This is a genomic window from Desulfovibrio sp. UIB00 (assembly GCF_022508225.1).
GTDB lineage: Bacteria > Desulfobacterota > Desulfovibrionia > Desulfovibrionales > Desulfovibrionaceae > Desulfovibrio.
This window is the reverse complement of the sequence record NZ_JAETXJ010000004.1, coordinates 217482-231626: the sequence shown is the minus strand read 5'-3', so window position 1 is coordinate 231626 and position 14145 is coordinate 217482. Positions and strand designations below refer to the sequence as shown.

Sequence of the window (14145 nt, the reverse complement as noted above, 5' to 3'; positions counted from 1 at the left end):
GTCAGGCAAGAATGACGTCTACCTCCATGCCTTTGCGCAAAGGAGCGCTGCCTGCGGGAATATCCACAAAACAATTGCAGTCGTCGCACAGGGCTGGTTGCCCCATGCGTTGCGCATCGCGCGCAAAATAAACATCCCTGCCTTCAAGGCGCGCCAGCACAATGCGGCGCTCGTCCTTGCGGCAGGAACCAAAATCATTGCGGGCCACGGCCTTTAGCCGCAGAGGGGCAAAACGCGTTGCGCCGCTCATTTTTTTCAGCACCGGAACCGCCAGCAGGCCAAAGGTCGCGGCAGCAGCCACAGGATTGCCCGAAAGGCCCAGCATCAGGGTTTGCGGCAGGGCGGCGGCCAAGGTCATGGAGCCGGGCTTGAGGCGCAGGCTCTGAAAAAGCATGCTGCCGCCCTGTTCCGCCACAATCTCCGAAGTGATGGCGGGCACAAGGTCTTTGGGGCCCACAGAAGCCCCGCCCGTGGTGATGACAAGATCGCTCTCGGCAAGCATTTCGGCCAGATGCTCCTGCAATGCCTGCCGGTTGTCACCTCTGGTCATCATGCGCAGTATGCGCGCGCCCATTTTGCGCAGGCGCACGCCCAGCAGGGTGCTGCTGATGTTGTAAATGCCGCCCTGCGGCAGCGGAGCGCCGGGCAGCACAAGCTCGCTGCCCGTTGCCAGCAGGCTGACTCTGGGGCGGCGGAATACGCGCACATGGGTGTAGCCCTGACCAGCCAGAAGACTGAGGGTGCCGCTGTGCAGCACATCGCCGCTCTCGGCCAGTGTGCTGCCGCGTTCCATATCCTGCCCGCACATGCGGCAGTTGCGCATGGCCGCAAGACTGCGGGAAATCACCACTGTCTGGTCATCTGCCAGCGTGTCCTCCTGCCATACAACGCAGTCCGCACCCGGAGGCAGAACTGCGCCTGTGGTCACGCGTGCCGCCTGACCGGGTTCGAGGGGATGGCCTGGTGCATCACCGGCATAGAGGTGCTGCGTTACCAGCAGCATGGCGGGACGTTCCGCCGTGGCGCTGGCAATGTCGGCGCTGCGCAGGGCATATCCATCCACCTGAACCCGGTTGTAGGGCGGCTGAGGCAACTCGGCGCGCATATGGGCAAAACATATGCGGCCATCGGCGTCAAAAAGCGGTACTTCTTCCGACTCTGCAACTGTGGGCGTGTGCTGTAAAAGAAGCTCCAGAGCTTCCTCCAGCGGCAGACTTTCCCGCTCCGGCGGGGTAGAAATATGGGGCTGCGCGTCAGCCTTAAAGGAGTGCAGAGCGCGGTTCATCTCAGCAGATCCTTTGCGGGCAAGTGTAAATGTTGATGTTGTCGCGGCGTACAAATCCCAGCAGAGTGATGCCGTGAGCTTCGGCCATTTCTACTGATGTGAGCGAGGGGGCCCCCGGCGCAATAAGCAGCCTGACCCCGCAGGCCACAACCTTTGAGAGCATGTCGGAGGCGAGCCTCCCGCTGAAAATGAGGATCTTTCCATCCGGACTCAGCCCTTGCAGCAGCATGGCCCCAATGACTTTGTCCAGCGCGTTGTGGCGGGCGATATCCTCGCAGAAAAGCAGCAGGCCTTCCGGGGTTGCCAGGGCGCAGCTGTGGGCCGCACCTGTGGCGCGGAAAAGGTCGCAGCGCTCGTTGAAGGCCAGTTGCAGCGCATGCACCTGCGCGGCGGCAAGCCGCACATCGCTTGGGGAGTTCACGGCTGTCGCGGAAAATTCCGCAACAGATGCCTCTATGACGCGGTTTTGCTCATCAATGGAAAGCGCCCGCAAGGCGGAGATTTCATGTAAAAGCCCCAGAGTGCGGAGCCGCCCCACGGCAAGCTCGCGCAGCAGGCTTGGCATGCAGTGCAGCTCGGCCACGCAATTGCCGTTGCAGAAGAGTTCGTAGCGTTCTTCGCGCAGGAGCACGTCCATGACCTCGCGGCGGCCCTGAGGCCCGATGCGGGTAATGGCGCGTTCAATACTTATGGAAGCATCTGGCGGCTGTTTCATGGTTGTGGTTCCCCGCGCGGTTGCACCTTGGGAGTGGCCGCGCGGGGAGTTGTTGAGGGTTATCGGAGTCAGGCAGGGATCTTGGATGCAGAGCCGTCTATCAGTTCTTTGCGCAGGCGTTGCCTGAGGTTGGTATACGTCTCAACCAGATATTGTTCCGCCCACTTTTGATCTTCAATTTTTTCAATCCGCACTGCGGCATATTTGTACTCCGGCGTTCTGCTGATGGGACTCAGTACTTCACCGATCAGTTCATTGCAGGCGCCGATCCACCACTGGTAGGTCATGTACACCGCGCCTTCATTGGTGCGCGGGCTGACCTGAGCGCGGCTGATAACCTTGGAGTGGCGCGATGCGACCCACACCAGCTCCTGATCTGCAATGTGCAGCCTTGCCGCATCCTTGTCGTTCATCTGCACAAAACCGGGTTCGTCCGCCAGTGCCGCCAGTGCCTTGCAGTTGCCGGTCATGGAGCGGCAGGAGTAGTGGCCCACTTCGCGCACGCTTGAGAGCACCATGGGGAACTTTTCATTGATCTGGTCCACAGGCGGAACCCATTCCACCGTGTAGAGGCGGCCCAGCCCATCGTCTGTTTCAAACTTGATGCTGCCGTCCGGCTGTGCGTAGAGTACCTGTGTGCCATTGGGGGCATCCTTGGTGCAGGGCCACTGGGCATAGCCAAGCCCGCCGTTTGCATCGAGCTTTTCATAGGTCGCTTCCGCATACTTGGGCGAGAGCGAGATAAGTTCGTCCCAAATTTCCTTGGTGTTGTTGTAGTGCATGGGATAGCCCATGGCTGTGGACATGCGGCTGATGATGTCCCAGTCCACCTTTACGTCCCCCTGCGGTTCCACGGCCTTGTAAAAGCGCTGGAAACCTCGGTCGGCAGCCGAATACACGCCCTCGTGCTCACCCCACGTGGTGGTGGGGAAGATCACGTCTGCCACGGCTGCGGTCTTGGTCATAAAGCAGTCCTGCACAATGAGCAGGTCAAGCTTGCTGAAACCACTACGTACGGCGGAAAGTTCCGGTTCCGTCTGCAAGGGGTCTTCTCCCATGCAGTAAAAAGCCTTAAGCTGCCCGGCTGTGGCAAGTTTTGCCACTTCGGTCAGATAGTGACCAACCTTGTCAGAGAGCTTTTCAACAGGCAGGCCCCAGGCTTTTGCAAATTTCTTGCGGGCTTCCTGATCCACAACTTTTTGGTAGCCTACGTATACGTTGGGCAGCGCCCCCATGTCGCAGGCGCCCTGAACATTGTTTTGCCCGCGCACCGGTGCAACGCCTGTATTGGGCTTGCCGATGTTGCCGGTGAGCAGCGCCATGGAAGTGAGCGCCCGCACCGTCTCCACACCCTGAAAAAACTGGCATACGCCCATGCCCCAAAAAATCCCCGCTCCCTGCGGCGCGGTCGCATACATGCGGGCCGTCTTGCGGATGGTTTCGGCGTCAATGCCCGTTACTTCCGTTACGGATTCGGGCGTGTATTTATCAACAATGGCCTTCAGTTCCTCAAACCCGGATGTGTATTTGGCGATATAGTCCTTGTCCGTGAGGCCCTCATTGATGATGACGTTCATCAGCGCGTTGACAAAAGCCACATTGCAGCCATTTTTTATGGGCACGTAGAGGTCTGCGATGCGCGCGGTTTCAATCTTGCGCGGGTCGCACACAATGATCGTTGCGCCTTTTTCCTTGGCCTTGATAACCCTGCGGGCAATGATCGGGTGTGAATCCGCTGGGTTCCATCCAAAGATGAATATGCACTTGGTGTCTTCAATCTCGACAATGGAGTTGCTCATGGCACCATTGCCTACGGACATCTGAAGCCCGGCAACAGAGGGGCCATGACAGACCCGCGCGCAGCAATCGACATTATTGGTGCCCACTGCGGCGCGGGCGAACTTTTGCATCACGTAGTTGGTTTCATTGCCCGTTGAGCGGGAGGAACCAGATATCATGATGGAATCAGGGCCGAATTCTTCCTTGATGGCCATGAGGCGCGACGATGCGTAGTCAATGGCCGTATCCCACGAGACAGCCTCAAACGAGCCGCCGCGCTTACGGCGGATCATGGGATTTTTGATCCGTGGGGTCAGTATCTTGGTGTCATTGATAAAGTCCCAGCCATACAAACCCTTGAGACACAAGGCCCCCTGATTGGTCAGGCCGTTGGCGCCTTCTGCGCCAACTACACGGCCATTTTCAACCAGCAGATTGATTTTGCAGCCTGAAGCACAATAGGGACATACTTCTATAACCTTTTTCATGGTCTTCCTTATGTGTGTCCATCTTGGGCAACGGCGGGCATTCCGTTGATCCGGCAGAAATTCTTTTTTCGCGCCTGCTGTATTGGCAGACCGGCATGTTACGAAAAAAAGCAATGGTATTTTGCAGTTTCCGCAATACTGGCTTGATGGCGCACTCGCATTGCCTTGCGGTGCTGCCGGAGCAAAGCCCTCAGTTCGCCGGGTACGCTCTGTTCTCCATCCTGCAACAGGCTGGTATAAAACAGATAAATTTTATTGTTCCCTCAAGTTGCGCTACCTGTTCCGCCGTGTGGCAGTCGCACTCTGGCAGCGCGCTTGCAAAAAATCTTTTGGTTTTTCCTTTTTAGGGGTTCCCCGCGTCTTGCGCGGGGAACCCCGATGTAAGGCTTATTTATCAGGCTGTTACGGACATTGCTGTGCCGTTGGCCTTTTCCTTGCGCAGGCGTTGCTTCAATTCGCTGTATACCTGCACCACATGGCTTTCAGCCCATGTCTGATCTTCTATTTTTTCAACCCTAACAGGCACATACTTGTATTCCGGCGTCTTGGTGATGGGGCTCAATACCTCACCCACCAATTCGTTGCATGCGCCAATCCACCACTGGTAGGTCATGTACACCGCGCCCTTGTTGGTGCGCGGGCTGATCTGCGCCCTGGTGATGACCTTGGAGTGGTGCGACTGCACCCACACAAGCTCATGGTCGCGGATGCCGAGGGCTTCCGCATCCTTGTCGTTCATCTGCACAAAGCCGGGTTCGTCCGCCAGTGCCGCCAGCGCCTTGCAGTTGCCTGTCATGGAGCGGCAGGAGTAGTGGCCCACTTCGCGCACGGTAGAAAGCACCAGCGGGAACTCGGAGCTGATTTTTTCCACAGGCGGGACCCATTCCACCGTAAAAAGGTGGCCCAGGCCGTCCGGGGTTTCAAACTTGATGCTGCCGTCGGGCTGTGCGTAAAGAACCTGGGTGCCGTTGGGGGCATCCTTGGTGCAGGGCCACTGGATGTAGCCAAGCCCGCCGTTTGCATCGAGCTTTTCATAGGTCGCTTCCGCATACTTGGGCGAGAGCGAGATCAGCTCGTTCCAGATCTCTCTGGTGTTGTTGTACTGCATGGGATAGCCCATGGCTGTGGACAGGCGGCAGATGATGTCCCAGTCCACCTTTACATCGCCCTGCGGTTCCACAGCCTTGTAGAAGCGCTGGAAGCCACGGTCGGCAGCCGAGTATACGCCTTCGTGTTCGCCCCACGTGGTGGTGGGGAAGATCACGTCGGCCACGGCTGCGGTCTTGGTCATAAAGCAGTCCTGCACAATGAGCAGGTCAAGCTTGCTGAAGCCGCTACGCACGCCAGAAAGGTCGGGTTCTGTCTGCAAGGGGTCTTCACCCATGCAGTAGAATGCCTTCAGCCTGCCAGCAGAAGCGCTCGCGGCGACTTCACTCAGGAAATGCCCCACCTTGGGGGACATTTTTTCAACAGGGACACCCCAGGCCTTGGCGAATTTTTCGCGCACGGCCGGGTCTGTCACGCTCTGGTAGCCCACAAACACGTTGGGCAACGCGCCCATGTCGCAGGCGCCCTGCACGTTGTTCTGCCCACGCACCGGAGCAACGCCGGTGTGAGGTTTGCCTATGTTGCCGGTAATCAGAGCCATGGAGGTCAGTGCCCGTACGGTCTCCACACCCTGATAGAACTGGCAAACGCCCATGCCCCAGTATATGCCTGCGCCCTCTGGGGCCGTGGCGTACATACGGGCGGTCTTGCGGATGGTTTCGGCATCAATGCCCGTGATTTCCGTAACCGCTTCAGGAGGATAGTTGTCCACAATGGCTTTAAGTTCTGCAAAGCCAGTCGTGTACTTTTCTATGAACTCCTTGTCCGCGAGTCCCTCGTTAATAATGACGTTCATCAAAGCATTGACGAAGGCCACGTTGGAACCGTTTTTCAGGGGAACATGCAGGTCGGCGATGCGCGCAGTTTCAATCTTGCGCGGATCACAGACAATGATGGTTGCCCCTTTTTCTTTCGCCTTTACCACCCGGCGGGCGATAATGGGGTGCGAATCTGCCGGATTCCACCCAAAGATGAACAAGCATTTAGTATCTTCAATCTCCACAATGGAGTTGCTCATTGCGCCATTGCCGACTGATTGTTGCAGACCTGCAACTGATGGGCCGTGTCAGACCCGCGCGCAGCAGTCGACATTATTGGTGCCGAGAGCCGCGCGGGCGAATTTTTGCATTATGTAGTTGGTTTCGTTGCCGGTGGAGCGGGAAGAACCGGACACCATGATGGAATCTGGGCCAAATTCTTCCTTGATGGCCGTAAGACGCGATGCGGTGTAGTCGATGGCCGTATCCCAGGAGACAGCCTCAAACTCACCGCCACGCTTGCGGCGAATCATGGGGTTTTTGACTCTGGGAGTCAGGATTTTGGTGTCGTTGATAAAATCCCAGCCATACAGACCCTTGAGGCACAAGGCCCCCTGGTTGGTCAGGCCGTTGGCGCCTTCTGCGCCAACCACGCGGCCATTCTCAACCAGTAGGTTGATCTTGCAGCCCGAAGCGCAGTACGGGCAGACTTCTATTACTTTTTTCATGATAACCTCTTGTATTCATTTTAACAGCGGCGAGCACTCCGCTGCTCTGGCAGGCATGTAGCGCCGCATTTCAAACCGGGGGCAGGTGCCGTAAGCACCAGTGCCCGCTTACTGAAATGCTGCTGTTCCCTCGGGCTGCACTGTTTCATCCTCCACCACGAACAACACATCGGTGGGGCAGGCCCGCACGCAGGATGGGCCTTCGGGCACGCTGGCGCACAGATCGCATTTCTGCGCCAGGGCCTTGTGGCTGAATCCCATCGGTTTGCCACATACGGTGCGGCGCACCTTGTGGCTTGTGACCCGCATGACCCCGTAAGGACAGGCCATGATGCAGGCCTTGCAGCCTATGCACTTGTGCCGCAGCACGGTGACGCTCTCGCTGTCGGCAACAATGGCTCCGCAGGGGCAGGCCGATGCGCAGGGGGCGTCTTCGCACTGGCGGCAGGCAACCGGAGTGCTGATGTCTTCGTGCTTCAGGATGGCGACTCTGGCTTTGAAGTCAGAGGCGGTCATGTCTTCAATACGCAGTTCACTGTGCGCCAGGGCGCAGGCTATCTCACAGGTGCGGCAGCCTATGCAGCGCCCTGGATTGGCCGCTATGCGTTTTTTCATAGAAAGCCCTTGCTTGTTTTACGGCTCGGCGTGGGGCCGGCCTGTATTCGTTAAATTGCAACAAGGATGCCAGTATGTTGCAAAAATGATCTGGCATTCTATATTGTTACGATTGCTGTAAAAACCGTGTTCGCGTTGTTTCGTCAAAAATGTCGAACTGTCGAATGGCAAACATGTGTGAAATTTATAACAATCGCTGTTACTCCAGACGGTTAGCTGGACTGATTCTTTTTCGTCATTTTTGACGAAGCTTTAGACCAGCCAGGGAATGTCGCCAAGGCCCTCCGCCAAGCCCGCGTGGATACGCTCCACCGCATGCTGCACAGCATCGGTAACAGGCAGGCAAAAGCCCACTTCCTGCGGCTGGATGCCCAGAAACACAACCTGCTCAATCTCCCGCTCCAGTTCGTCCATAATGAAAGAGAGGGGCATGTTGTGGGTGCTGGCTATGCCCATGGAGCGGATGCGTTCCTTGTCCACAAAGCGCATTTCACCGGGGGCAAGCTCCAAGGTGGCAACGTCCACAATAAGAAGACGCCGGGGCTTCATGGCTTTGACCGCGTAGGTGACGTTTTCGGGCATGGAGCCGCCGTCCACCACAGTCCAGCCCGGCACAGGGCTTGCCTCCATGCGTTCGCACAAAAGCGGGCCTGCGCCGTCATCGCCCATGAGGCTGTTGCCCACGGTCAGCACCACGTTGCAGTCTTGGGGGGCGGGGGCACTCATTCCATCCTCCGGGGCAGTTGCACCATGAGATAGAGCGCAGGCTCGCGCTGAATGGCGGCCAGTTGCTCCATGAGTACAGCGCTCCAGCCCTTGTATGGCTCGTCCATGCCGGGCATGGCTTCGGCAAAAGCCTTGCCCAGCATGCCCGCGTGGTTGGCGTCAATATGGATTTCGCCAAAAGTCAGCAGCCCGCTCATCTTGCGGCGGGCCTCGCCCTCGGGCAGCAGGCCCACCCATGTTTCATAGGCGTCTCTGGGGCATTCCAGCACTTTGACGAGGCAGTCGATAACCCCCACGTGATGCCCAATGGCAAGGGAGTAGTACATGACCTGCTTGGTAGCGTCAGACTCGGGAAGATCCTTCTGCGTATCCAGAAACTTTCGCCGCAGTGCGTGGAAGCTGACCATTTCAGTCATGGTAGATCCCCTGATCCTGCCCAACGTTCAGGCTGTCGAAAAACACTTCGCGCAGGCGGAAAAGAATTTCCGTCAGGCGGGGGTCTTCGGCATCGCGAATCCATTTTTGCAGGTTGGCTTCAAGGGCGGCGGTGCTCCCGGCCTCAAGGCACTGGAAGAACCTGTCGCTGATTTCCCTGCCTTGGCGGTAGCCAGCCAGCAGACGCGCCTCGCGTTCAATCCGCACGCGGATGTCGAGCGGGGCATCAGGCAGCAGGGGCGCTGGAGCGGCTGCCCCGGATTCCTCGTGATTGCGTTCCTTGAGTTTCTGATCCAGCAGGCCAAGGGCCATGGCAAAGCCATAGATGGTTGCCTGCGGGGTTGGCGGGCAGCCGGGAATGTACACGTCAATGGGCACAATCTTGTCGCTGCCGCCCCACACGGAATACATGTCGTGGAAGATGCCGCCGCTACACCCGCAGGCACCGTAAGAGACGCATATCTTGGGGTCAGGCGCGTTGTGGAAGGCGCGCAGGGCGGGCATGCGCATGGCGCGGGTAACAGCGCCCGTGAACAGCAGAATATCCGCATGGCGGGGCGAGGGAACCACCTTGATGCCGAAACGCTCGGCATCAAAAATGGACGTGATGGACGCGAAGATTTCAATTTCGCAGCCGTTGCAGCCGCCGCAGTCGATGCGGTAGACGTAGGCGGAGCGCTGAATGCGCTGCAAAAGCGCACCTTTGAGCGCGGCTATGGAATCCTCAACGCTGACGGGTTCGGTTTTGTAGTGCGAGATTCCGGGCGCGTAGGCATAGGGAACAATGGACATGGCTATACCTCCTGCCGGGGCTTGAGGCCGAGGGTCTGCTTGCGCTTGCACTGGGGGCAGGTTTCAAACTGCCGCCGCTGGTCGGGGTCTTCTTCTGTAACGCCGTCAGCCTGCATGGTCAGGGCCAGCGCGTAGTCCACCTCTTTTTGCGGGGCAAAGGGGGTGCCGCACTGACGGCAGTGGCACAGGCTGAAGGTGCAGCGTTCATAAAGGTCGTCCTTGCGCATGACGGCAAGTTCAAACTCCTGCGAGAGGTGCAAGGCCCTGGTGGGGCAAACCTCTTCGCAACGGCCGCAGAAGATGCAGCGTCCGGCGCAGAATTGCCAGGTGCGCACGCCCTTTTCCAGATCCGTTTCGATGGTCAGGGCATTGGGCGGGCAGGCGATGGCGCAGGCTGCACACGAAATGCAGCGTTTGGGATCATATTCCGGCTTGCCACGGAATGTGGGCGTGAATTCGGCAGGCGCGAAGGGATACTTGATCGTTACCTCGCCTGCATCACGGACTATTTTGAGTAATTTCAGCATGACAGCGCCTCCTCAAGCATGTTGCGCATGTGCATGGCCGCCGTGGCGGCGCAATGCCGGGCCGCCCATGTGGCGGGGGCCGTACTGCGCTGCCGCGCGCGGTTCTGGTGAATGTTCGTGGTTTTCATACGCGTTGCCACATGCTTCAGGGCAGGGGTGAATGTTTGCGGTCAATGCCGTACTGCTCAAAGTCTTGATACGATACGGTCTTGGCCTTCTTTTTGCGCACATCCACAAGGGTGACGCGGTCTGTGCAGGAATAGCAGGGGTCAAGGCTGCCGATGATGAGGGCGGCGTCCGAAACCGTATTGCCGCGCAGGGCGTAGCGCAGCACCGGCCAGTTGGCGTAGGTGGCCGCGCGGCAGCGCCAGCGGAAGATCTTCTGGTTGTTGCCGGTCATGCTCCAGTGCACGTCTTCGCCGCGCGGGGCTTCGGTAAAGCCCAGGGCAAACTTGTGGGGCGTGTAGGTGAAGCCTTCGGTCAGCACCGGGCCGCCGGGCATGTTGTCCAGCACGTAGCGGCACTGGGCGATGGAGTCGAACACTTCCTTCACACGCACAAGCGCGCGGGAAAAGATGTCGCAGCCGTCAAAGGAGAAGACGTTGACGGGAATATGGGCGTAGCCTTCAAAGGGATGGTCGGCGCGCACATCGCGGGCAAAGCCGCTGCCGCGAATCATGGGGCCAACGGGGCTGTAGTCGCGGGCCACCTTGCGGTCTAGTATGCCCACGCCCTTGGTGCGCTGCTCAAAGTTGGTGGTGCCGAGGAGCATGTCCACCAGCTCGGCCACTTCCTTTTCAATGGAATTGAGCAGGGCGGTGGTGGTTTTGCGCGCATCGGCCAGAATGTCGTTGCGGATGCCGCCGATAAGGTTGAGGCCGTAAGTCTTGCGCGAACCGGTGAGCAGCTCGGCAATGGTCATGGATTTTTCACGCACGCGGAAGAACTGCTGGAAGCCGGAGTCAAAGCCAGTAAAGTGGCAGACAAGGCCAAGGTTCAGCAGATGGCTGTGCAGGCGCTCCGCCTCGAGCAGCAGGGTGCGTATCCAGCGGGCGCGCATAGGCACGTTGATGTCCAGGGCGTTTTCCACCGAGTTGGCGTAGGCGATGCTGTGGGCATAGCCGCAGATGCCGCACACGCGCTCGGCCAGAAAGGTGATTTCGTGGTAGCCCATGCGTACTTCTGCGGCTTTTTCCATGCCGCGATGCACATAGAACATGCGGTAGTCGGCATCCACCACGTTTTCGCCGTCAACAAACAGGCGGAAGTGCCCGGGTTCGTCAGAAGTGACGTGCATGGGGCCAATTGGCAGAATGCGGTTTTTACTGCTGCCCAGCTCGTTGATGAAGTCGTAGGTTTCCGTGTCCGTGGTGGGCGCAGGGCGCTGGCGGTAGTCCATGCAGTCCTTGCGCAGGGGGTGCAGGTTGTCCGGCCAGTCATCGGGCAGCACCAGACGGCGCGCATCGGGCAGGCCCACAGGGGTAAGCCCATACATGTCGCGGATTTCGCGCTCGCCCCACACAGCGGCGGGCACCCTGGCCGTTACGGAAGGAAACTCCTGCCGGTCGGCGTCCACAAAGGCGCGCACAACTATCCAGCATTTTTCGCCTTCTTCCATGGAAAGGGCGTAGTAGATGGCAAAACTGCCATTGAGCGTGCGTTCGTCGTTGCCAAAAACAACCGGCAGCCAGCCGCCCTGCTCGTAATAAAGGTAGGAAACAACATCGGGCAGAGCCTCCAGCTTGACCGTGATGGTGAGCTGGTTGCTGGTTTGCCGTTCTTCATCAAGAACAGCATAGGGAAAGCGCTGCCGCACGTTTGCCACATACCCTGCGCCGCGATTGCCGCTGGCGGGGTGTTGGGTCTGTTCCGTGGTCGTGCTCACGTTATATCTCCTGACTGGAAGAAGTTTGCTTTGCGCCTTCGGCTTCCGCCGCATCCGCCGTATTGTGGGAAGCGGCGCGTACCATGTCGCGCAGGGCGGGCTGCACCTGAGCGGTTGCGGTATTTTTATCCAGCACGATGCTGGTGGCTGCGTTGAGCATGTTCACCACAGGGGCGGGCGTGCAGGTGCCCATAACAAGCAGCAGGCCCAGCAGCACGGCGGCGGGGATGAGGGTCATGCTGCCCTGCTCGCCTTTTGCGATGGATTCCGGCGCTTGACCGGAGAGCGTCACCGCCACCAGATGCACCAGCGCACCCAGAGCGACCATGAGCAGCACGGCCAGAGCCGCAACCAGATACATATGACCGGCGGTGATGCCGGAAACGACCACCATGAATTCGCTCAGGAACACGCTGAACGGCGGCAGGCCGCCCAGAGCCAGGGTTCCCGCTGCCAGAAACACGGCGGAAACAGGCATGACCTTGAGCATGCCGCGCACGGTGGCCATGTCGCGCGTACCGTACTTGAGCAGCACGTTGCCCGACACGCAGAACACCAGACCCTTGGCAAGGCTGTGGCTGATAACGTGGAACAGGGCGGCAAAGATACCCAGCGGGCCGCCAAAACCGAGGCCCACGGCAATGATGCCCATGTTTTCAACACTGCAATAGGCGTAGCGGCGTTTGATGTCGTTTTGCGAGATCATGCTGAACGCGGCCACAAGTATGGAGAGAAGGCCGAAAACCAGCAGCATGTTTTGCGGCACAGCGCTTGAGATGCTGCGGCCGATAAGGATGTAGTAACGCAGGATGACCAGCATGGCCGCCTTGAGCAGCACGGCGGAAAGCAGGGCGCTGGTGGGGCTGGGGGCTTCGCTGTGGGCATCGGGCAGCCATGCGTGCATGGGGAAAAGCCCGGCCTTGGTGCCAAAGCCGATCAGCACGAACACAAAGGCCAGATACATGAGGGTGTGGTCAAGGCCACCCGCATAGCGCAAGGCTTCGGTCCAGAAGATGGCGTCCGAGGGGTCGAGCCCCTGGGCGGTCATGGCCGCAGAGGCGTTGGAATACACCAGCACCGTGCCGTAGAGGCCAAAGGCCACGCCCACGGTGCAGATGACAATGTACTTCCAGGCCGCTTCAAGCGAGGAATTTTGCCCGTAAATACCCACCAGAAAGGCCGAGGCCAGGGTGGTGGCTTCCACGCCAGCCCACATGAGGATCAGGTTGTTGGTGGTGATCACCGAAACCATGGTGAAGATGAACAGGTGGAAGAATCCGTAATAGTTGCAGAGCGTGGGCACGGAGACTTCGCCGTGATCCACTTCCTGCTTCATGTATCCGTAGGAATACAGTCCGGTAATGGTGCCAAGCAAGGCCAGCACGGCCAGAAACATGGCCGAAAGGCTGTCGAGGTACAGCCATTTGCCAGCGGCAAAAAGAGCGCCATGCTCATATACACTGCTTACAAGCCCGTAGGCCGTGACCAGAAGGGCCGCACAGCCTGCCGTATTGATGATGTTGACCACGGCGCGTATGCCGCGCCCGCAGAAGGCGCAGGCAAAGCAGAGCAGCGACGTGATCAATGGCGCGGCGAGCAGCAGGTAAAAAAGCATGGGGTTGCTGTTGGTCATGACATTCATGGCTCACCCCTTCAGCGCGGAAAGATCATGCGCGCGCAGCGTGTTCATGGTGGTGAAGATGCGGCGCACCATGTATACCATGATGATAACCGCGAAGATGGCGTCTGTGGAAATGCCTATTTCCACAAGATGCGGGGCCTGGTTGGCCAGCAGGGCCAGGGTCATGTGCGCGCCGTTTTCCATCAGGCAATAACCGAATATCTGCTTGATGATGTTGCGCTGCACCACAATGCACATGACGCCGATCATGAAGTGACCAAGCGATACGGCCAGTACAGGTTCAAGCCCGTGCTGGGTGATGATGGGCACCTGAACCGTGCTCACCACAAAGTGGCACAAGAGCAGCAGAACGGCTGACAGTATGACGACCACAGATGTGGGAATGACCATTCCCTGCGCTTCAGGGTCGCTCATCTTGCCGAGGGCCTTGTACATTATCAGCGGCACAAGGATGACCTTGGTCAGAACGGCGGTTCCGGCCCAGGTGTACAGCTCGTGCGCCTGCATCAGGCCGCCCAGCGCTATGAACGAGAGCACCAGCACGGCAGACTGCACAGCGTACAGCAAGGCGGATGTTGTGGCTTTTTTGCAGGTGACCACCATCAGGGATGTGACCACCAAAAGCCCCGCGAGATTGTTGATGATTATGCTTGAACTCAACAT

At 58.6% G+C, this 14145-nt stretch carries 13 protein-coding genes; all 13 read right to left on the bottom strand.

Annotated elements, in window-relative coordinates; all coding sequences use genetic code 11:
- Position 1: 1 nt before the first annotated feature.
- Positions 2–1285: a molybdopterin molybdotransferase MoeA gene (locus tag JMF94_RS08960; RefSeq protein ID WP_240824761.1), complete on the bottom strand. Its 1284-nt coding sequence runs from the start codon at positions 1283–1285 to the stop codon at positions 2–4.
- Position 1286: 1 nt separating this feature from the next.
- Positions 1287–2000 (bottom strand): formate dehydrogenase accessory sulfurtransferase FdhD, encoded by a 714-nt coding sequence (locus JMF94_RS08955; protein ID WP_240824760.1) that lies wholly within the window; start codon positions 1998–2000, stop codon positions 1287–1289.
- Positions 2001–2068: 68 nt separating this feature from the next.
- A complete protein-coding gene (fdhF, locus tag JMF94_RS08950; protein ID WP_240824759.1) occupies positions 2069–4267 on the bottom strand; it encodes a formate dehydrogenase subunit alpha in 2199 nt (732 codons plus the stop codon).
- A gap of 394 nt (positions 4268–4661) precedes the next feature.
- Positions 4662–6860, bottom strand: a complete 2199-nt coding sequence (gene fdhF, locus JMF94_RS08945) for a formate dehydrogenase subunit alpha (protein ID WP_240824824.1) — start codon at positions 6858–6860, stop codon at positions 4662–4664.
- Positions 6861–6968: 108 nt separating this feature from the next.
- A complete protein-coding gene (locus JMF94_RS08940; RefSeq protein WP_240824758.1) occupies positions 6969–7475 on the bottom strand; it encodes a 4Fe-4S dicluster domain-containing protein in 507 nt (168 codons plus the stop codon).
- Positions 7476–7727: 252 nt separating this feature from the next.
- Positions 7728–8201 carry a hydrogenase maturation peptidase HycI gene (hycI, locus tag JMF94_RS08935; RefSeq protein WP_240824757.1) on the bottom strand — a complete coding sequence of 158 codons (474 nt, stop codon included), beginning with the start codon at positions 8199–8201 and terminating at the stop codon, positions 7728–7730.
- A complete protein-coding gene (locus JMF94_RS08930; protein WP_240824756.1) occupies positions 8198–8617 on the bottom strand; it encodes a formate hydrogenlyase maturation HycH family protein in 420 nt (139 codons plus the stop codon). Before JMF94_RS08930 ends, hycI begins: the two co-directional genes overlap by 4 nt.
- Positions 8610–9428, bottom strand: coding sequence for an NADH-quinone oxidoreductase subunit B family protein (locus JMF94_RS08925; RefSeq protein ID WP_240824755.1), 819 nt, complete (start codon positions 9426–9428; stop codon positions 8610–8612). The genes JMF94_RS08930 and JMF94_RS08925 overlap by 8 nt, the downstream gene beginning before the upstream one ends.
- Before the next feature lie 2 nt (positions 9429–9430).
- Positions 9431–9955 (bottom strand): formate hydrogenlyase complex iron-sulfur subunit, encoded by a 525-nt coding sequence (locus JMF94_RS08920; protein WP_240824754.1) that lies wholly within the window; start codon positions 9953–9955, stop codon positions 9431–9433.
- Positions 9949–10083 (bottom strand): hypothetical protein, encoded by a 135-nt coding sequence (locus JMF94_RS15090; protein WP_276612871.1) that lies wholly within the window; start codon positions 10081–10083, stop codon positions 9949–9951. The genes JMF94_RS08920 and JMF94_RS15090 overlap by 7 nt, the downstream gene beginning before the upstream one ends.
- Positions 10084–10100: 17 nt before the next feature.
- Positions 10101–11840 carry a hydrogenase large subunit gene (locus tag JMF94_RS08915; RefSeq protein ID WP_240824753.1) on the bottom strand — a complete coding sequence of 580 codons (1740 nt, stop codon included), beginning with the start codon at positions 11838–11840 and terminating at the stop codon, positions 10101–10103.
- Position 11841: 1 nt separating this feature from the next.
- Positions 11842–13473 (bottom strand): hydrogenase 4 subunit F, encoded by a 1632-nt coding sequence (locus JMF94_RS08910; protein WP_240824752.1) that lies wholly within the window; start codon positions 13471–13473, stop codon positions 11842–11844.
- Between the two features lie 12 nt (positions 13474–13485).
- Positions 13486–14145 (bottom strand): hydrogenase 4 membrane subunit, encoded by a 660-nt coding sequence (hyfE, locus tag JMF94_RS08905; RefSeq protein ID WP_227117667.1) that lies wholly within the window; start codon positions 14143–14145, stop codon positions 13486–13488.